This window comes from Pseudomonas fakonensis, from assembly GCF_019139895.1.
In the GTDB taxonomy this organism is placed as follows: domain Bacteria; phylum Pseudomonadota; class Gammaproteobacteria; order Pseudomonadales; family Pseudomonadaceae; genus Aquipseudomonas; species Aquipseudomonas fakonensis.
The window spans coordinates 2291251-2308747 of sequence record NZ_CP077076.1 but is presented as its reverse complement, the minus strand read 5'-3'; the positions used below and the strand labels follow the sequence as shown (position 1 = coordinate 2308747).

The following is a 17497-nucleotide window of genomic DNA, read 5'->3' as shown; positions in this document are numbered from 1 at the left end:
AGACCCGCTACGACGGCAACAACCAATGCGGTTGGGTGGACCACCCCAGAAACACCCGTGCCCCTTCAGCGCTTGGCTCGCCCTGGGGGAGCCGATGCCCGGCGGCTGCCAAACGCAGCCCAAGCATCGCCGGCAGAAACTGGTCGCGCCAGGCCGCGGGCTGCGCGGCGAAGTGGGTTTCGATGGCTTCGAAAGCGCGTTGCCTTTCTGGCTCATCGAGCATGGCGAGATAGAACACCATCTGGCGCCAGGCATAAGCCGTGTTCTTGAGCATCACCAGGCGTGCGTGACGGTGCTCAAGCCGTATTTGCTGGCGTGCGCACACCCACTTGAAGCATGTCAGCGCCAATGTGCCCAGGCGCGGCTGCAACAAGGTTTTCAGGCCCAGCTCACAGAACAGCAGCGCAAGGTTTTGCGTCGTCAGGATTTGCTGCTGTTCGATGATGGTGCCGTTGGTCGCGGGATGGTAGCCGCCCAGCTCGGCCTGCGCACGCTCTGCGCTCAGGACTGCCAAGCTATTGCAGGCGCGTTGTGAGCGCTGCCACCAGGCTAGCGCCGCCTTCGGCCTGTCGGCAAGCGTGGCCAGCGCGTCGGTGTCTATATCGTAGTAACGGGCGTACAAGGTCCCCGCCATGGACTGGGCCGCTTGCCTGGCAGCGCGAATGAACCTGTTGGAAAACTCGCCCATGAAGATGTCTGCGGCGACCTCATCCACCCATGGAAGATCCAATGCCGCAGCCTTGCACAGCGCACGCAGCTCCTGCAGCAACTTGTTGGGCAGGATGGCCTGCGGGAAGGCGCTGAGCGTCAATGCCGATGCCTCGACCAGCGCCTGCCGGGCGGCGTCTGCTGCAACGGCCTCAGGCTGGCGGTCGCCCTCGACGGCCTCAACCCACGGCAAATCGCTCAAGGCGACTTGCTTGTGCAGGTGCAGCAGCAGTAACGAGCGGCGACGACGAAACGCAGCGTAGGTCGCCGCATACAGCCTGCGCAGTTGAGCATCGCCCAAGCCGGCGCTGCAGAGCTCGGCAGCCATCGCCGGCAGCACCTGCGCAACGGTGTCGCCTGAGGTGATCACGCCACAATCGATCAGCTCAGTGAGGGTCCCGCTGCGACAGCGTTCGAGGCGCCGGCGAATCGCCTGCGGGAGCACGACGCCCTGTGCCAGCTTGAAGGCCTGCGCCTCCTCGGTAGTGATCGGCTCGCACAGCGCAGCAAAATCGCAGATGCCCGCATCGGCCGGGTAACGCGCCAGGCGCTCTGACACTGCCCTTGCAATCAGATGATGCCCTGGTGTGGCCACCTGGCCCCGTTGCCTGGCCCGGTACTGGCGATGGGCGTGGGAATCGGGAAGGCCGTGCTTGCGCACAAAATCATCGACGATGCGGCGGATCCGCCCGACTTGGCGGCCCGTCAATGTGCCCGGCGCCTCGGAGCACTGGGCGAGCAAAGTGAACAGCTCCATGGCCCGGCCTTTGGCGCTGGAGTGAGCGCGACACGCGGCATCGAACTGCGCACAAAGCTTTGCGGCCTGCTCATGCCAGCCTTGCGGATAGCATCGGCAGGGCCAGCCCTCCTGGTAAGTCGAGAGGCACAGGGCAATGGCTGCGTCGTACAGCGGCAGGCGGGTTTCGATGACCTGCTTCTGCACCGCCAGACGCGGTTGCGCGGGCCGTTTCGCAAGCTGCTGCCTGACCTCACCGGCCCCCACCACATGCACCTGCGCCGCCGAGACCGGCAGCCCCTGGGCAGGCGCCGGGAAGAAACGCAGGCAATCGAAGTACGGCACGATGGTTTCGATCAACCTGCGCGCTTGCTCCACGCGTTGTTGCCCCAGCAGCCAGGCCACGGTCGCCAGCGCTGCCTCTTCCGGGACATCGACCCGGTAATCGCCGCTGGCCAGGCGGCGCTGCAATGCCGCGACGCCTTCATCGGTAAGATGCCACGCGTTGATATCAAGCCGCTCAAAGCCTGGGCGCACGCCGGGGATGGAGGCCGCCAGTTCGCGCTCATGTTCGGTCAGTGCACCGCCAGCCAACAGACGCCCGGTGGCAAAGCCACCTGTCACGACCTCCAGGGTCACCCAGGCGGGTACGTCTGCAAAGGGTGTGGGCGAACCATAGTGCGCAGTGCCCTGCAGCGCATGCGCAATCACCTGCTGCCAGCGCGTGATCCGCTCAGCTGCATGGGCGCGCGCTTGCTGGCTGAGGTTGTCGTCCAGGGCGCTCAGCGCCTTCGACAGTTGCCAAACTGCATAACCTGGGCCGATGCCAGGTGTGCCGTCAGATTCGCTACCTTCCCTGGGCATGCGTCCTCATGAGCGTAGGATAAAGTGGGTCCGGGGGCTGGATTCGAACCAGCGCCCACCCGGTTAACAGCCGAGTGTTCTGCCGCTGAACTACCCCGGAACAGAGCAGGCATTGTCGGGTAACGCGCACAGGATGTGAAGCGCCACGTGCTGATTGCGGTGCAGGCTGGGCTACGCTGTGCCGCGGGCCTGGAAGGCCCACCACCCCACAACAAGGCATTCACCCATGGCCATCACCCTGCGCCCTGCCACTGCTGACGACATCGAACTGCTGTTCGACATCCGCACCAGCGTGCAGCAGAACCACCTCTCCCGCGAACAAATGCACGCGCTGGGCATCACCGCCCTGACCTTGGCCGACGCCATCAACGCCGCCCCCTGTGCCTGGGTCGCCGAAGCCGACCGGCAGGCCGTTGGCTTCGCCATGGTGGACCTCGACGCAGGGGAACTGTTCGCCCTGTTCATACGCCCGGACTTCGAAGCCCGGGGCATCGGCCGCTTGCTGCTGCAGCAGGCGGAGCAGGTGTTGTTCCAGCACCACGCGTCGATCCACCTGATTACCGACGGCGACGAGGCGACCCGCGCCAACGGTTTCTATCGCCGCCATGGGTGGCTGGCGAGCGGCCCGGTAGACGCCCGGGATGTACGCTTCGAGAAGCGCCGAGGCTCAGCTGAGTGAGGCAAAGTCCGCCGCGTCATGACGCTCGCGCAAGCCCTCGCCCGGCGCGCCTGAGGTACGGTTGACCACCCTGCCCCGGGCCACTGCCGGGCGCGCAGCGATGGCGTGGTACCAGCGCAGCAGGTGGGTGTACTGCTCCACCTGCAGAAACTCGTCGGCGCCGTACACGCCCATCAGGCTGCCGGGATACCACGGCCACACGGCCATGTCGGCGATGCTGTACTGGCCGCCGGCAAGGTACTCGTTGCGCGCCAGGTGCGTGTCCAGCACGTGCAACTGGCGCTTGGTCTCCATGGCATAGCGGTCGATGGCGTACTGGATCTTGATCGGCGCATAGGCATAGAAATGCCCCAGGCCGCCGCCCACGAACGGCGCCGAGCCCATCTGCCACATCAACCAGTTGAAGGTCTCGGCCCGCGCCTGCCCTTCGCGGGGCAGGAAGGCGCCGAAGCGTTCGGCCAGGTACACAAGAATCGAGCCGCTTTCGAACACCCGCGTGGCGGGCGCGGTGCTGTGGTCCACCAGCGCCGGGATTTTCGAATTGGGGTTGATGTCGACAAAGCCGCTGGCAAACTGCTCGCCCTTGAAGATGTCCACCAGCCAGGCGTCGTACTCGGCGCCACTGTGCCCGGCCGCCAGTAGCTCCTCGAGCAGGATGGTCACCTTCTGCCCGTTGGGCGTGCCCTGGGAGTACAGCTGCAACGGGTGCCTGCCCACCGGCAACACGTGCTCGTAGCGCGCACCGGACTGCGGGCTGTTGATGCTGGCGAACGTGCCGCCGTGGCTGGCCTGGGGCGCCCAGACCTTGGGCGGGAGGTAGCCGGCGGGCAGGTTGTGCCGGGTGGGATCGGTCATGGTGCGCTCCTGGGGGCGGATGGCTGTTGGCTGAATACCTTACCCATGCGCTGGCGCAGCAGTGACAGTGCGCGGAGCAATTGACTGTTCCGCGTGGTGCAACGGCGGCGCAACTGTCTTGTTCAATTTCTAAAAGCTAGCGCGCCACCTGTAGGAGCCGGCTTGCCGGCGATAGGGCCGGCACAGGCGAATGCAGGCACCGGCGGTGCCGGTGATCGCCGGCAAGCCGGCTCCTACAGGATCGCGCGAAGCCCGAACCAAGCGCCGTACCTGTGTGGGCCTTGCATCGCGAAGCGGCCCCGACGATCTTGTGTTGAACGGCAATTGCCAGGGCCAGCATCGGGCTATGCAAACTGATCAGGTAGGCGCAGTGACAAGAATCGCCTCGAAGTCCTGAAGTGCCTGCTGAAACTCTGCGATGGCAAACGATACAGGCAGGCATCCCGTCATCCAGCTCGTTTGCGCTCCCACCTCAAGCCCGCCCGAAACACTCATCCCAAAACGGGCCCACGTCACGACGCCGTCCGCAACGACCTGTTCAACCATGAGTACTGTGCAGCCCAGATCCATGTCATCCGCGCAGACCAACAGTGGCACGAGTGTAGAGGTGCCGTCTTCACCTGGAACAAATCGGCGCCTGGCTAGCTTTTCCTCCTCCTCATCGAGCAGCCAGATCAGCGATAGCCCAAGCATTGATGCCTGCTCGAAATCCAGGTGTTGGGCGACCCACTGCTCCACACCGATGCCATCGACCATCAGCCAGGCACAAGCACTTCGAGAGAATTTTGCCTGGTAGCGGCACGCTTGTATGGAATGAAACATAGGGATAAATCCTTGAACTAATCGTGCAGGACAGGGCAACCGTATGGCGGGCCAGCGTACGTAAAGTCCAGTCAGAGCACCAATCAATATATCGGGTACGAGAATGCGCGTCGCACGCATGAAAGCTTTATCCATCAGCGCTGCGAGTGTCGAAAGCAGCCCATCGTGACTGTCCTCTAGCACCCCATATAGCTGCCAGTGGCCAAAAACATACGTTGGCGCAATCAGATATCGATCCGTCGCGTGCATCATTTGCGCAGGGCTGTGAATACCAGTAAGTTGCCGCGACCCTGACTCAAGGACCGAGCTGTGACTATCGCCCCAGAAAAAATTCTTTTCCTCCCCGGCGCCTCCGGCAACACTCAATTCTGGAAACCGGTCGCCGAAGCCCTCGAAACGTCAATTGCTGTGCAACACATGGGCTGGCCTGGTTTTGGCGATACGCCGGCCAATGAGCAGGTAACCTGTCTGGAAGATCTCGCTGCTCTGGCGATTGCAGAGATCGACAGGCCCGTAGCCTTGGTCGCGCAATCCATGGGTGGCGTTGTCGCGGTGCAGATTGCGCTTGAGCGCCCCGACCTGGTCACCCACCTGGTCCTGGCCGTCACGTCGGCAGGTTTGAATTTTCCAGCCTTGGGGGCAGAGGACTGGCGCGTAGCGTTCGAGTCAGATAACCCAACCCTGCCACGCTGGTTCCTGGACGATTGCACCGACCTTTCTGGCCGCTTACCTGAACTGCAACTTCCCGTTCTGTTGTTGTGGGGCGGCGCGGACCCCATCAGTCCTGTCTCGGTTGGCCAACGGCTAGCGGAGTTGATACCCAACGCCAGGCTGAAGCTGTTCCCCGAGGCTGGTCATGATCTGGGCCATACGCATGCCGAGGCTGTAGCGCAGCTGATCGACAGGCATCTTTGCGTTTGACTGGGTCGGCTCAGGGGTGAATGCCTCGGTGACCTGATTGATTATTCGCCTCGCTAAACGTCTGCTCTGGGTCAGAAGCAGCTAGTCGTGACTGACTTCCTCAGGGCGTGAAGCTGCCTTTCGTTCGGGGCAGCAAGCGGCCAGAATTGAGCATAGAAGCTTGAGAAGCTATAGCGCCGAAACAGCCTCACTTGGAGCGTAAAAGATGAGCAAACTCACCGCACTAATTGCAGAAGCACAGGCAGGGCTTTCGATCCAGGAGAGAATTCCTGAGGAGAAATGGGCGGCAATTGCCGCGCAATGTGGGGCTGTAGAGGTAGCAGAAATCATGGAGCGGATAGCACGGTTCAAAGCCGAACTCGAAACCATTGAAGACTGGGATGGTGACACTAGGGATGACATTCACGCCGCTATCTACCGCTTTTCCCAACTACTGAGGCGCACCGCCGGCTAACTCGACAAGCACCCAATCATACCTACCTGAGGAAGTCCGCTATGGATCGATAGCAGACGTTCGCGTGCAACCGTTTGCCCCCAAAGGCGGGGAGTGAGGCTGGTGTGCCTGCGTCAGGACGATCCGCCGGCAAGAAGCGCCATTGCCTAGGCCCTCAGCCACTCACCTGTTGCACGACAGGCAGATGCGCTGGGGAAGTACCAGAGCATCCTGCTGACCGCCGAACGGGCACGGCAAGCGATGCGTTAGCGATCCCTGTTTCCTTTTTTACATGAGGCGTGGTCAATGGATGAAGAACTGTGGGGCTTTCACCTGTTCGGCGCGAACTTTGCCAGCGATGAAGAGGCAGAGTCATACGCCTTCGAGCAATGGGAGCCAGAACCTCCCGAAACTGCCTCCGATACTGAATACAGTGACTGGGAAGAGCGCAACCCAACCTGGCGAATGGCTGACGAGCTTGAATTCCACATGGATTCCGACTTTGTGGAGCTGCCAGGTGGCCTCGATGGCGTTGTTTCTCAAATAAGCAGCCCGGCTGAGCGGGCCGATGTCATCGCCAAGGGAGCGTCGTTCACTCATTTCATCATGATTGGCACGAATCGGGAGGCCATCTGGCACGACCGTCGCTCGCTTTCATCTCAAGTCGAGCCCGTAACGCGCTTGCCGGAAAGTACTGCCACTATCACCTACTTGGGGAAGTACAACTGCTGACCCGCAGCCACCCGTTGGCACCCTACAGGGCAGCCTTCGGCCCTTGCTGGGTGCTGCGTTCGTCAATGCCAGCTTTGGCTCTAAAGCGAAGATGTTAAAGCCTGATAACGACCCAAAGCAGTCATTCATAGTCTGAAAGACGATGCCTGCCTACGTATACCTTAGCGAGGGAGAAATTCGTGGACCTTCATGAACAATTAGCCGAGGTCATGGACGCGACGACCTTCTTGGCTTTCGTCCAAGCCCTAGCGGCTGATAAGCGCGTAAGCAACGATTGGGAGAATACCAGCGTTGAAGCCTTCCTGGAGGCCGCAATAGCTTGGGCCGAAGGCAGTAAATTTGGTATTCGCCAAGGGCTTTCACCTTCCAACCCGTGGGCGCAGTTCGCTACATTTCTTTACTGCGGAAAAATATACGAGTGAGTGAAGAGCAATTCGGCTTCTGCTGTGTGTATTAGAACGCCTTGAAAGCTCTCAGGTAGGCTTCAAAGCCTTGATTCAAGGAGCCAGTATGCGTATCACCCAAGATTTACGTGCAAACGAAATCCTCAGGCTTGAGCATCTCTTGGAGGGATTTAACTATTCGGTCTGGGTCAACGCCTATGGGCCCTTTGACCTGGATAGAACGCTTGAAGAGCAACTCGCTCATTCCACCGGTAACGAAGTAATCATCGGCGGGCAGTCCTGCGTGACCGCAAGCGAGGCTCGCAGTGAGGTTACCGAGCAACTGCTGCACGCCGGGGATGGCGGTTACGGCCCACTGGACCTGGATGCAAAACGCTCCGAAATCCTGAGTCTTCTTGAGGACCTGTTCATGCATGTGCGCCTAGACCAGGCCAGCACCCTAACTTCATTTTGGCTAACCAAGGGCCATCCGGCATACCCAGTGTTCTGGGACTTCGCTTTGGATATTCAGCAGGGTGGGAAAAGATGGATTTTGATGGGCAGTAGCAGCGACTAAGCTGGGAAAGCCAAGCTTTCTGAAGACTTGGCCAAGCCTGCTGCCATGACCGCTATGGGTCGATTGCTGCCAGTCATCCTGCCTGCACGAAACTGTCTAAGCGGGCATGTTTCCCGTACGGCTGAGCCTTGCCCTGACACCACCTTGACTCACCCATCGCTTTTCTTATCCCCCATCGCACACGGATCGATTTCTTTGCAACCTTTACCTGGAAATACACAGCCTGGTTCGCCCCGGCTGGCGCGAAGTGGGACGTGGGCGAGGCCGTCCGATGCGCAACACGTAGCCACCTTGTAGCGGCATTCTTCTGCTGCGCAGCCCATCGCGGAACTCTTTAGCCGCGACCAGCAGCGCTGCCGAGCCACTCACTGCGTGTCATCTCCCAAGTCTCGACCTGCATCGCCCCCGAGACGAACTGCCCGTCCCGCACGTCCACCCTGCGCATGCCCTCATGCTCTGAAACCTTGCGCGAAGCGTGGTTGGCAACGGCCTTGGGCACCGCCATGACAGGCCGCGCCAAGGCCTCGAACCAATACCCGTTGATCACCCGGCAGGCCTCGCGCATGTACCCCCTGCCCCACCACTGCGGTGCCAGCCAGAAGCCGCGGTTGTTGCCGGGTTGGTCATACAAACTGATGCTGCCGATGATTCGCTCGCCCTCATCGCGCAGGCGGATCATCCAGTGCCATTCACGGCCCGCCGCCATTGCAGGCAGGGCCATGTCGCGCACATAGACCAATGCGCCGTCATCCGGGTACGGCCAGGGCACGCGGCGGTCGAGGTAGCGCACCACCTCCCATTGCGGGAACAGGGCCTGGATGGCGGGTGCATCGTCCAGTTGCAGCGGGGTGAGAATAAGGCGGTCGGTGAACAGTGTGGGCAGGCAATCCATGGCGTCGCTCCTGAGCATCCTTGCTTGGCGATGATCTGCGATCGATGGCTGTGTGTCGAGGTTGTCGGACGGTGTTGCCAGGCTGCTGGTGTGGAGCCTGGCCAGTGGCCTGCGGTTCGGTTTGCAGGCCCGGCCTCATCGCCGGCAAGCCGGCTCCTACAGGGTTGCGCGGTCCCCTGTAGGAGCCGGCTTGCCGGCGATGAGGCCGGGCCCTGTCATGGCAATTTCGCAATCACCTTGATCTCGAAGTCGAAACCCGACAACCAGGTCACGCCAATAGCCGTCACCGTCGGGTAAGGCGCCTCGCCCCAATACTCGGCCGCCACTTCCCAGATGGTCTCGAACTTGGCGTCGGGGTCGACCATGAAGATGGTCGTATCCACCACATCCTCGAAACTGCTGCCGGCCGCGGCCAGGATCGCGTTGAGGTTGGCGAAGGCCTTGCGCACCTGCGTCGCCAGGTCCGGCTCGGCCGAGCCATCCTTGCGGCTGCCGACCTGGCCGGAGACGAACAAGAAACCGTTGGAGCGAATCGCCGGCGAGTAACGGTGCAGCTCGTACAACGCATGGCGGTCAGGCGGGAAAACAACATCACGTTTGCTGGGCATGGCTTACCTCGTGCTGGGCCATCACGGCCCGGTGTCTTGGGTAAAGCCACTTTAAGAAGGCCAGCGGCCCGGATAAACCGGCAGCCCTGGCCATGACTGTTTGTATAATCCAAACAATCCGGACGCGAATGAGGCGTGCAATGGACCGTTTCGATGCAATGCAGGCGTTTGCCCGGGTGGTGGAAACCGGCAGCTTCACCAAGGCGGCAGCCACCCTGCACATGAGCAAGACCACCGTGACCCAGCTCATCCAGCAACTGGAAGCGCGGCTGCGGGTGCGTCTGCTCAACCGCACCACGCGCAAGGTCAAGGTGACCGCCGACGGCGCGGCCTACTACGAACGCGTGGTCCGCCTGCTGGCCGACATGGACGATGCCGAAACCAGCGTGTCCAGCGCCTCGCTGGCGCCGCGCGGGCGGCTGCGGGTGGATGTGCCCAGCCCATTGGCGCGCATGCTGCTGATACCCGCCTTGCCGGGGTTCTTTGCACGTTATCCGGAGATCCAGCTGACCCTGGGAGTGAGCGATCGCATCGTCGACATCGTTGGCGAAAACGTCGACTGCGTGGTGCGTGGCGGCGAGATCACCGACCAATCCCTGGTGGCCAGGCATGTGGGCGACCTGCAACTCGGCATCTATGCCGCGCCCGGCTATCTGCAGCACTTCGGTACGCCGGAGCACCCTCGCGAGCTGGAAGAGGGACGGCACAAGACTGTGGGGTTTCTGTGGTTTCGCACCGGCAAAACCCTGCCTTACACGATGCAGCGGGGCCAGGAGCGCGTGGAGGCCCAGGGCCACCCGCAACTGACCGTCGATGACGGCAACGCCTACCTTGCCGCCGGCCTGGCGGGCCTTGGCCTGCTGTGGCTACCGCAATACATGGCCAAACCACACCTGGCCAGCGGCGAGCTGGTGGCGCAGTTCGAAGGCTGGCACATGCCGGCGATGCCGATGTACCTGGCATTCCCGCCCAACCGCCATGTCAGCGCCAAGGTGCGGGTGTTTATCGACTGGATCATCGAGTTGATGGCCGAGCATGCGCCGGTGTCGACAGGGCATTGAGCGGCAGGTAGCTGTGCTTGCGCCAACCGCGTCACGGCGCCAGCAGCCGATGGCATAGATCGATGAACGCCCTGAGCTTCGGTTGGTTTCTGGCCGTTTTCGAGAAGTACAAGAACAACCCGTCACTGCCTGGCGAACAATCGAGCAACACGGGCTCAAGCGTTCCGGCCGCCAGTTCGCGCGAGGTATGGAAGGTGGACGAGTAGATCAGCCCTACCCCTTTTACGGCCAGGCTGCGCATCAGCTCGCCGTCGTTGACCGTAACGCCCCCCACCGGGTCGACGCGCACCGTCGAGCCGTTCTCCATGAATTCCCAACGGTAGATATCACCCTTCTCGGGCCTGCGAAAGCGGATGCACTCATGCCGTGTCAGGTCGCCGGTCACCTGGGGCCTGCCATGCGCCTTGAAGTAAGCCGGCGAGCCAAACACCGCCCACTGGTAAGGCTTGCAAAGCCGCACGGCAATCATGTCCTGGGCGATGTATGAACCAATCGAAATTGAATGCCGAATTATTGGGATAACGGTTGAAGAATGCAATGCGGTAAATCGCTCAGAAGTAACCGGCGCAGTGCCTATCGCACTCATGCTGCTTGACCCTGAAGCTGCTATAGCCCTCACCCTGGCGAGACGTTCATCTTTCACAGGAATTGATCATGGACAACCGTATCCCTCCGCCACTGGTGGCCACCCTGTTCGGCTTGTTGGCCTGGCTTGCTGCCGGGCACTTGCCGGGCGCCCTTGAACTGACGCTCGAGTGGCGTTTGGGGCTGGCGCTGGTTGTGTTGCTGGCAGGTGCTGCTGTTTCTTTGGGTGGCGTGCTTTGCTTTCGCCGTGCACGTACCACGGTCAACCCGTTGAAGCCGCAAGCGGCTACGGCGTTGGTCCGCCCGGGCGTGTACAGGTACACCCGCAACCCCATGTACCTGGGCTTTGCCATGGCCCTGACAGCCTGGTCGATCTTTCTCGCCTGGCCGCCAGCACTGCTGGGCTTCGTGGCCTACATGAACCGCTTCCAGATCGGGCCGCAAGAGCGCGCCCTTGCCGTAATGCTGTTCACTTAAGAGAGGCGTTGCCTGGGTTGGGGCTGCTTCGCAGCCCATCGCGACACAAGGCCGCTTCCCACAGGTGCTGAGCAAGGCTGAATTACCAAGCCATGCGCAGTACCTGTGGGAAGCGGCCTTGCCGGGGCGCCGTCCGGTCGAGATGGGCCGCAAAGCGGCCCCGGCAATTCTAAGTGAACAGCATTACGCCCTTGCCGGCCTTTTCGGTGGGGAGTTCACACAATACTGCAGCCAGGTAAGGCGTTGGCTGTAGAAAACCGAACGCCTGCTGCTGCCCCGACAGCTACCAGTCCTGCGCACAAGGCTCTGGCCCATTCAGCGATGGAAACAGCGGCAGCACTTCTTCTGCCAGTTCCTGGATGATCTGCTGCGGCGGGCGCCGGGCCATCTGCATACCCAGCGCGGCATGGTTGACCCCCGCCTCGCGCCACTGCTGCAGCAGCTCGATCAACCCGTTGCGGCCGGTGCGCAGCACGTAGCCACCCTGTAGCGGCGTTCTTGGGAAGTTCGGGTTCTCGTCCAGGTCGATCCACTCATTGGTCACATGCGGGCGAAAGCCTGCCCCGGGGATGAGCGCCCGCCAGGCCCGGATCTTCTCGCCCAGGCGCCTGGGTCCGAGGCTGTCGTGGGTGGCTTCGGGGTAGGTAATCCAGCCATCGGCCTGTTCGCCAAGCCACTGCAAGGGTTGGCGTGACGAGCCGGTTACCAGCAACGGGATGCTCCCCGTGACGGGGCTGGGTAGCAGCCGCGCACCCTCGAGCCGACCCAACGGCGAATGGATAGGCGCCTGCTGGCTGCCCAGCAACCGCCTGAAGTAATCCACGCTTTGCGCGAAGCGCTCCCCGCGGCGCTCATGCTCCTGGCCATAGGCCGGAAACTCCACCGGGCGGTCGCCCGAGGCGATACCCAGCACCAGGCGCCCACCCGACAGGCAGTCCACGCTGGCCGCAGCCTTGGCCAGGTCGATGGGATGGCGCAGGGTGAAGATCGCGCTGCCGGTCGCCAGGGCGAGCTTGCGGCTGTGGGCCGCCAGGTAGGCCAGGTAGGTGAACGGGTCGAATACCTGGCCGGCATCACCGAAGCTTGGGTCATACAAAGGCACATCACGGGCCCACACGGCCGCAAAATCCAGGCGGTCGATGTCGCTGACCAGTTGGGCCTGCCCGCGCAGTACAGCCATGTCGCCGCGGTAGAAACGCAGCGGCAGGAAGATGCCCAAGGTCAGGTGACCCTCGGCGAACATGCGGCGATAACCGGGGTGTTGGGCGAACGCGTCGGCGCTGGCGCCTTTGCTGTGGGTGAAGTTCATGGGCATTCCTTGCTCGGGTTCAGGGGCCAGTGGCAGGCGCAGGCAGACGGATACCGCGCTGCACGGCCGGGCGTTGTTCCACCTGGCGGTACCAGCGGTTCAGGTGCTGGTAGTGGCTGAAGTCAAAGCCCACCAGCGCAGCAATGTGCAGCCAGGCGAAGCTGGCGATGTCTGCGATCGAATAGGACTCTCCGGCCAACCACGACTGGGTGGCCAAGCGCTGGTCGAGCACCGCGAAGGCATCTTCGGTGAGGGCGCGGTAGCGCTTCTGCGCCGCCGGGTTGGGCACAGCCTCGAAGCATTCGAAATGCACGCGTTGCCCCAGCAACGGGCCCACGCTGGCGCTGTGGTACATCAACCAGGTGATCGCCGCCCAGCGTGGCTGTGCTGCCTGCTCGAGCAACTGGCCACTGGATTGCGCCAGGTACAACAGGATTGCGGCCGACTCGAACAGCACGATACCGGCCTTGCGGTCGACCAATACCGGAATGCGGCCTGCCGGGTTTAGCGCCAGAAACTCAGCCTGGCGATGCTCGCCCCGGTCGATGTCCACGTGCACCAGCCGATAGGGCAGCCCCGTTTCCTCAAGGGCAATGGTGGCCTTGAAGCCGTTGGGGGAGCTGTCGGTATAAAGCACAAGTGCTGCATCCTGCATGCTGTTCACCTTAAAAATACTGACCTTGGTTTGTTTGGCACTACGCTATGCTAGGGCCAAGGCCTCGGGCCTTCTAACGATCATTCCTCTCGCTTGATTGAGTTTTTCTAAGGTTGGTTTACATGGGTGCAGTCCTGCCATTGCTTGCGTTGCGTGCCTTCAGCGAAACCACACGCCTGGGCAGCCTGAAGGCGGCCGCCGAGCGCATGGGCGTTACCCCCGGCGCCATCAGCCAGCAGATCCGCCTGCTGGAAGATCGCCTTGGGGTCACCCTGCTCACCCGCAGCCGGTATGGCGTGCAACTTACCGAGGCCGGGGCGAGCCTTTACCCTGGGCTGTCGCGCGGGTTCGGCCAGATCGAGAGCGCGCTGCTCGACCTGCAGGCCCTCACCTGCAGCAATACCCTGACGATCAGTACCCAACCCTCGTTCGCCTCCAGCTGGCTGGTACCACGGCTGCCCGACTTCAACGCGCAATACCCGCAAATCGACGTACGCGTGCAGTCCACCGCCGAGCTTGTGGACCTGCTGCGTGACCCCGTTGACATCGCGCTGCGCCATGGCCTGGGCGACTACCCCGGGGTTGAGTCGATCCCGCTGCTGGCGCCGGTGCTGTTACCGGTCGCCAGCCCCGGCCTGCTGGCCGGCGGGCCTCTGCTTGATCAACCGCAGGATTGCCTGCACTACCCGCTGCTGCAGGATGCCGACCGGGCCGACTGGAGCCTGTGGTTGCAAGCCCATGGCGTCGAGCCCGACAGCCGTAGCCGCCGGGGCCCGAGTTTCGATGAAGACCTGCTGCTGTTGCGGGCGGCCGCCAGTGGCCAGGGGATCGCCCTGGTACAGGCGCAGCACGCCGAGGAAGACCTGGCCAGTGGCCGGCTGGTGGTCGCGCTGGACCGGCCCTGGCCGTCGCGCTTCGCCTACTACCTGGTGGCGCGCAAGGAGAACCTGGAGCGCCCACACCTGCAGGCGTTTGTGGGTTGGATTCGCGGGCAGCTTGAGTTGGAACAGCTGCCGGCCCTTACTGATCATTCATGAACGATGCTGGTGGCTGGGCTGGAGCTTTGGAAATGGTCAGCCAACGCAACAAGAGTCGATATCAAGGAAGAACATGAACATTCGAGCAACGACCGAAAAGGACTGGATGTTACTGAGGCAAGTAAGGCTAGCCGCGCTGAGGGCTGTGGCTGGTTCTTCGCAGGCCGGGGGGTGCCATGAATCAGTATCGACGACGGCCAGTGCCCTTTGTAGGAGATCACCCAGCCCTTTCGGGCTGCGCTGTCGCGCAGAGAACTGATCTCGCAGATGCGCCACGGCCCCCGTGGGAAGCGGCCTCGTGTCGCGATGGGCTGCGCAGCAGCCCCGGCAATGCGGCATGAGGCCGAGGCCTTGGGGCCGCTTCGCAGCCCATCGCGACACGAGGCCGCTTCCCACAGAGACCGTGTTAATTCAATGAGTTGTAGTTTCTTCTATGGGAGCGGGCTTGCCCCGCGAATTGGCCAGCCCGGCAAATGGAGCCATCTGGCACGGGCTATGCCCGTGTTCGCGGGCAAGCCCGCTCCTACAGGAATCATGTCCGCCTCAGGCCTGCGCTGTACCTGTAGGAGCCGGCTTGCCGGCGATGGGGCCCGGACAAGCAACACACGCCGGTTGCCCCACGGCGTGCGCAAGAACGGATCTTTGAAACTGGTCCGGTGATCGATGCGGTCTACCCCTTCGAAAAGGCCGAAGAAGCCCTTGAACACCTGCGCAGTGCCAACCACTTCGGCAAGCGGGTGATTCAGGTCAGCGCACCTGGTGCCTGAGCAACCAATGAACCTTCGCGGTGCTCAAGGCTCAGTTGTTCAGACCGCGCTTGCACAACCGACCAAGGATTGCCATGGCCCACGCTCCCTCCCCCGCCCTGCCAGGGGTTCGCGTAGAACGTGAACTGAGCCCGCGGGCGGTGCTGACTGGCGCTGTGCTCGGCATCCTGCTGACGCCCTCCAACGTTTACGCGGGGCTGAAGATCGGCTGGTCGTTCAACATGTCGATCATCGCCCTGCTGGTCGGCTTCGCCCTGTGGCAGGGGCTGGCGCGGGGCGCCAGCACCCGGCCTGCGTGGACACTGCACGAAAGCAACATCAACCAGACCGTGGCGTCGGCCGCCGCCTCCATCGTGTCCGGCGGGCTGGTGGCGCCCATCCCCGCCTACACCCTGCTCACCGGCCACCAGCTGGACCCATTGCCGATGATGGCCTGGGTGTTCTCGGTGAGCTTTCTGGGCATCTGGATTGCCTGGTACCTGCGCCCGGCCCTGCTCAACGACCATGGCCTGAAATTCCCCGAAGGCATGGCCACCCTGGAGACCCTGCAGCAAATCTACAACCAAGGCCGCGAGGCCGTGGCGCGGATCAAGGTGCTATGCAGCGCCGCGCTGCTGTCGGCACTGGTGAAATGGGTCGATGTGTTCGCCTGGGCGATACCGCGCTGGGCGCCCACGCCTGCGCTGGAGCGCCTGACCTTCACCCTCGACCCGTCGCTGATGCTGATCGGCTTCGGCGGCATCATCGGCATTCGCGTGGGCCTGACCCTGCTGTTCGGCGCCGCGCTGGCATGGGGCGGGCTGGCGCCCTGGCTGATCGGGCATGGCTGGGTGGTGCTCGCGCCGAACGCCAGCGGGCCACAGTTCGCGGCCTTGGTAGAGTGGTTGTTGTGGCCGGGGGTGAGCCTGATGGTCTGCGCCACCCTCACCTCGTTGCTGGTACGCCTGTGGCAAGTACCCGGAAGGCCGGCCAGGCAGGCGACACACGCCAGGCTGCGCCTTACCCCGTGGCCCGCAGCGGGGCTGCTGCTGGCCATTGCGCTGGTCGTCACCCTGCAGGTGCTGCTGTTCGGTATCGACGGGTGGATGGCGCTGTTGAGCATCCCGCTGGCGGTGTGCCTGGCGGTGGTCGCCGCGCGCGTGGTGGGCGCCACCGGCATTGCACCGATTGGCGCCATCGGCAAGCTGTCGCAGCTGAGCTTTGGCTTGATCGCCCCAGGCCAGGTGGCCATCAACCTGATGAGCGCCAACACCGCAGGCGGCGCGGCCGGCCAGTCCACCGACCTGATGAACGACTTCAAGGTTGGCCTGGCAATCGGCGCCACGCCGCACAAGCAGCTGGCTGCGCAATGCATCGGCATCCTGATTGGCAGTGTGGTCGGCGTGCTGGTGTACCTGATGCTGATCCCCGACCCGAAGGCCCTGCTGCTCACCCAGCAGTGGCCGGCACCGGCCGTGGCCACCTGGAAGGCCGTGGCGCAAACCCTGACCCAGGGGCTGGGGGCACTGGCACCGGAGTTGCGCTGGGCGATTGCCGCCGGCAGCGCCGCCGGCGTGCTGCTGGGCGCGCTGGACAGCCTGCTGCCACAACGGGCGGCACGTTGGCTACCAAGTACTGCGGCGTTGGGGCTGGCGTTCATCTTGCCGGCGTCGATCAGCACCATGATGGGGCTGGGAGCGCTGGTCACCTGGCTGGCCAGTTGCCGGTGGCCGGGGCTGGCCGAGCGCTTTGCGATTACCGCAGCGGCGGGGTTGATTGCCGGTGAGAGCATCATGGGCGTGGGGGCGTCGTTCTGGGCGATGCTGCGGGCGCTGTAGGGGGGCGATCGTGATTTGTTCTGTGGGCCAGCGGCAAAGGCTGTGATAATGCCGGGGCAATCTCAAGGGCCTCACCATGCTGATCATCTCCAACAACGTGCATCTGCCGGATGCCGACATCGAACTGACCTACATCCGCGCGCAAGGCGCCGGTGGGCAGAACGTCAACAAGGTGTCCAGCGCCGTGCACCTGCGCTTCGACATCCCCGCCTCGTCGCTGCCTGAGTTTTACAAGGAGCGGCTGCTGGCGCTGCGGGACAGCCGCATCACCGGCGACGGCGTGTTGATCATCAAGGCCCAGCAGTACCGCACCCAGGAGCAGAACCGCGCTGATGCACTGGCACGGCTGGCCGAGTTGATCCTCAGTGCCGGCAAGACCGAGAAAAAGCGCCGGCCGACCAAGCCGACGCTTGGCTCGAAGACCCGGCGCCTTGAAGGCAAAGCCAGGCGCAGCACGGTCAAGGCGGGGCGGGGGAAGGTGGATTTTTAGTCGGCTTCACCGTCAACTACAGCTCACTGTCGACACTGAGCTCATTTGCGCCAGGCAAACTACATACATTCATTGCTTGAATTGAAACA

General features: G+C 62.8%; 20 protein-coding genes and 1 tRNA gene. 12 read left to right on the top strand and 9 right to left on the bottom strand.

Going from position 1 to position 17497, the window contains the following annotated elements:
• Positions 1-7: 7 nt before the first annotated feature.
• Both KSS94_RS10445 and KSS94_RS10440 read right to left on the bottom strand, forming a co-directional pair.
• Entirely contained in the window at positions 8-2308 is a 2301-nt protein-coding gene (locus KSS94_RS10445) for a hypothetical protein (RefSeq protein ID WP_217842897.1), read from the bottom strand.
• Positions 2309-2333: 25 nt separating this feature from the next.
• Positions 2334-2408, bottom strand: a tRNA-Asn gene (locus tag KSS94_RS10440).
• A gap of 126 nt (positions 2409-2534) precedes the next feature.
• Between KSS94_RS10440 and KSS94_RS10435 the strand changes: the two genes are divergently transcribed.
• On the top strand, positions 2535-2987 hold the full coding sequence (locus KSS94_RS10435; RefSeq protein WP_217842896.1) for a GNAT family N-acetyltransferase: 453 nt from the start codon (positions 2535-2537) through the stop codon (positions 2985-2987).
• On the opposite strand, the gene yghU is transcribed toward KSS94_RS10435, so the two are convergent.
• Positions 2976-3842, bottom strand: a complete 867-nt coding sequence (gene yghU, locus KSS94_RS10430; RefSeq protein ID WP_217842895.1) for a glutathione-dependent disulfide-bond oxidoreductase — start codon at positions 3840-3842, stop codon at positions 2976-2978. The two genes, KSS94_RS10435 and yghU, sit on opposite strands and share 12 nt — an antisense overlap.
• A 357-nt stretch (positions 3843-4199) precedes the next feature.
• On the bottom strand, positions 4200-4664 hold the full coding sequence (locus KSS94_RS10425) for a hypothetical protein (RefSeq protein WP_217842894.1): 465 nt from the start codon (positions 4662-4664) through the stop codon (positions 4200-4202).
• 309 nt (positions 4665-4973) lie between these two features.
• On the opposite strand from KSS94_RS10425, the gene KSS94_RS10420 reads away from it, so the two are divergent.
• The 5 genes from KSS94_RS10420 (at position 4974) to KSS94_RS10400 (ending at position 7710) form a co-directional block, all read left to right on the top strand.
• Complete coding sequence (locus KSS94_RS10420; RefSeq protein WP_217842893.1) at positions 4974-5585, top strand: alpha/beta fold hydrolase; 612 nt, start codon at positions 4974-4976, stop codon at positions 5583-5585.
• Between the two features lie 205 nt (positions 5586-5790).
• Entirely contained in the window at positions 5791-6039 is a 249-nt protein-coding gene (locus tag KSS94_RS10415) for a hypothetical protein (protein WP_217842892.1), read from the top strand.
• Between the two features lie 285 nt (positions 6040-6324).
• A complete protein-coding gene (locus KSS94_RS10410; protein WP_217842891.1) occupies positions 6325-6750 on the top strand; it encodes a hypothetical protein in 426 nt (141 codons plus the stop codon).
• 179 nt (positions 6751-6929) lie between these two features.
• The gene (locus tag KSS94_RS10405) at positions 6930-7172 is read left to right on the top strand and encodes a DUF7660 family protein (RefSeq protein WP_217842890.1); all 243 of its coding nucleotides are present in this window, start codon (positions 6930-6932) and stop codon (positions 7170-7172) included.
• Positions 7173-7260: 88 nt separating this feature from the next.
• Positions 7261-7710 (top strand): hypothetical protein, encoded by a 450-nt coding sequence (locus tag KSS94_RS10400; protein ID WP_217842889.1) that lies wholly within the window; start codon positions 7261-7263, stop codon positions 7708-7710.
• Between the two features lie 334 nt (positions 7711-8044).
• Here the strand turns inward: KSS94_RS10400 and KSS94_RS10395 are convergent, their stop codons facing one another.
• Together KSS94_RS10395 and KSS94_RS10390 are read right to left on the bottom strand one after the other, a co-directional pair.
• Positions 8045-8602, bottom strand: coding sequence for a GNAT family N-acetyltransferase (locus KSS94_RS10395; RefSeq protein WP_217842888.1), 558 nt, complete (start codon positions 8600-8602; stop codon positions 8045-8047).
• A 215-nt stretch (positions 8603-8817) separates the two neighbouring features.
• Positions 8818-9210, bottom strand: a complete 393-nt coding sequence (locus KSS94_RS10390) for a Rid family hydrolase (protein WP_217842887.1) — start codon at positions 9208-9210, stop codon at positions 8818-8820.
• Between the two features lie 140 nt (positions 9211-9350).
• Here KSS94_RS10390 and KSS94_RS10385 point away from each other — a divergent pair, with 140 nt between their 5' ends.
• Positions 9351-10271 (top strand): LysR family transcriptional regulator, encoded by a 921-nt coding sequence (locus tag KSS94_RS10385; RefSeq protein ID WP_217842886.1) that lies wholly within the window; start codon positions 9351-9353, stop codon positions 10269-10271.
• Between the two features lie 31 nt (positions 10272-10302).
• On the opposite strand, the gene KSS94_RS10380 is transcribed toward KSS94_RS10385, so the two are convergent.
• A complete protein-coding gene (locus tag KSS94_RS10380; RefSeq protein ID WP_217842885.1) occupies positions 10303-10740 on the bottom strand; it encodes a LysR substrate-binding domain-containing protein in 438 nt (145 codons plus the stop codon).
• A 185-nt stretch (positions 10741-10925) separates the two neighbouring features.
• Between KSS94_RS10380 and KSS94_RS10375 the strand changes: the two genes are divergently transcribed.
• The gene (locus tag KSS94_RS10375) at positions 10926-11333 is read left to right on the top strand and encodes a methyltransferase family protein (protein ID WP_217842884.1); all 408 of its coding nucleotides are present in this window, start codon (positions 10926-10928) and stop codon (positions 11331-11333) included.
• 283 nt (positions 11334-11616) lie between these two features.
• Here the strand turns inward: KSS94_RS10375 and KSS94_RS10370 are convergent, their stop codons facing one another.
• Together KSS94_RS10370 and KSS94_RS10365 are read right to left on the bottom strand one after the other, a co-directional pair.
• A complete protein-coding gene (locus tag KSS94_RS10370) occupies positions 11617-12642 on the bottom strand; it encodes an LLM class oxidoreductase (RefSeq protein WP_217842883.1) in 1026 nt (341 codons plus the stop codon).
• Between the two features lie 19 nt (positions 12643-12661).
• On the bottom strand, positions 12662-13297 hold the full coding sequence (locus KSS94_RS10365) for a glutathione S-transferase family protein (protein WP_217842882.1): 636 nt from the start codon (positions 13295-13297) through the stop codon (positions 12662-12664).
• A gap of 122 nt (positions 13298-13419) precedes the next feature.
• Here KSS94_RS10365 and KSS94_RS10360 point away from each other — a divergent pair, with 122 nt between their 5' ends.
• From KSS94_RS10360 to arfB, 4 genes are all read left to right on the top strand, one after another.
• The gene (locus KSS94_RS10360; protein ID WP_217842881.1) at positions 13420-14334 is read left to right on the top strand and encodes a LysR substrate-binding domain-containing protein; all 915 of its coding nucleotides are present in this window, start codon (positions 13420-13422) and stop codon (positions 14332-14334) included.
• Positions 14335-14990: 656 nt separating this feature from the next.
• Positions 14991-15101, top strand: coding sequence for a zinc-binding dehydrogenase (locus tag KSS94_RS10355; RefSeq protein ID WP_225935863.1), 111 nt, complete (start codon positions 14991-14993; stop codon positions 15099-15101).
• A gap of 74 nt (positions 15102-15175) precedes the next feature.
• Positions 15176-16918, top strand: coding sequence for an OPT family oligopeptide transporter (locus tag KSS94_RS10350; RefSeq protein ID WP_217842880.1), 1743 nt, complete (start codon positions 15176-15178; stop codon positions 16916-16918).
• Between the two features lie 76 nt (positions 16919-16994).
• On the top strand, positions 16995-17408 hold the full coding sequence (gene arfB / locus KSS94_RS10345) for an alternative ribosome rescue aminoacyl-tRNA hydrolase ArfB (RefSeq protein WP_217842879.1): 414 nt from the start codon (positions 16995-16997) through the stop codon (positions 17406-17408).
• Positions 17409-17497: the final 89 nt, after the last annotated feature.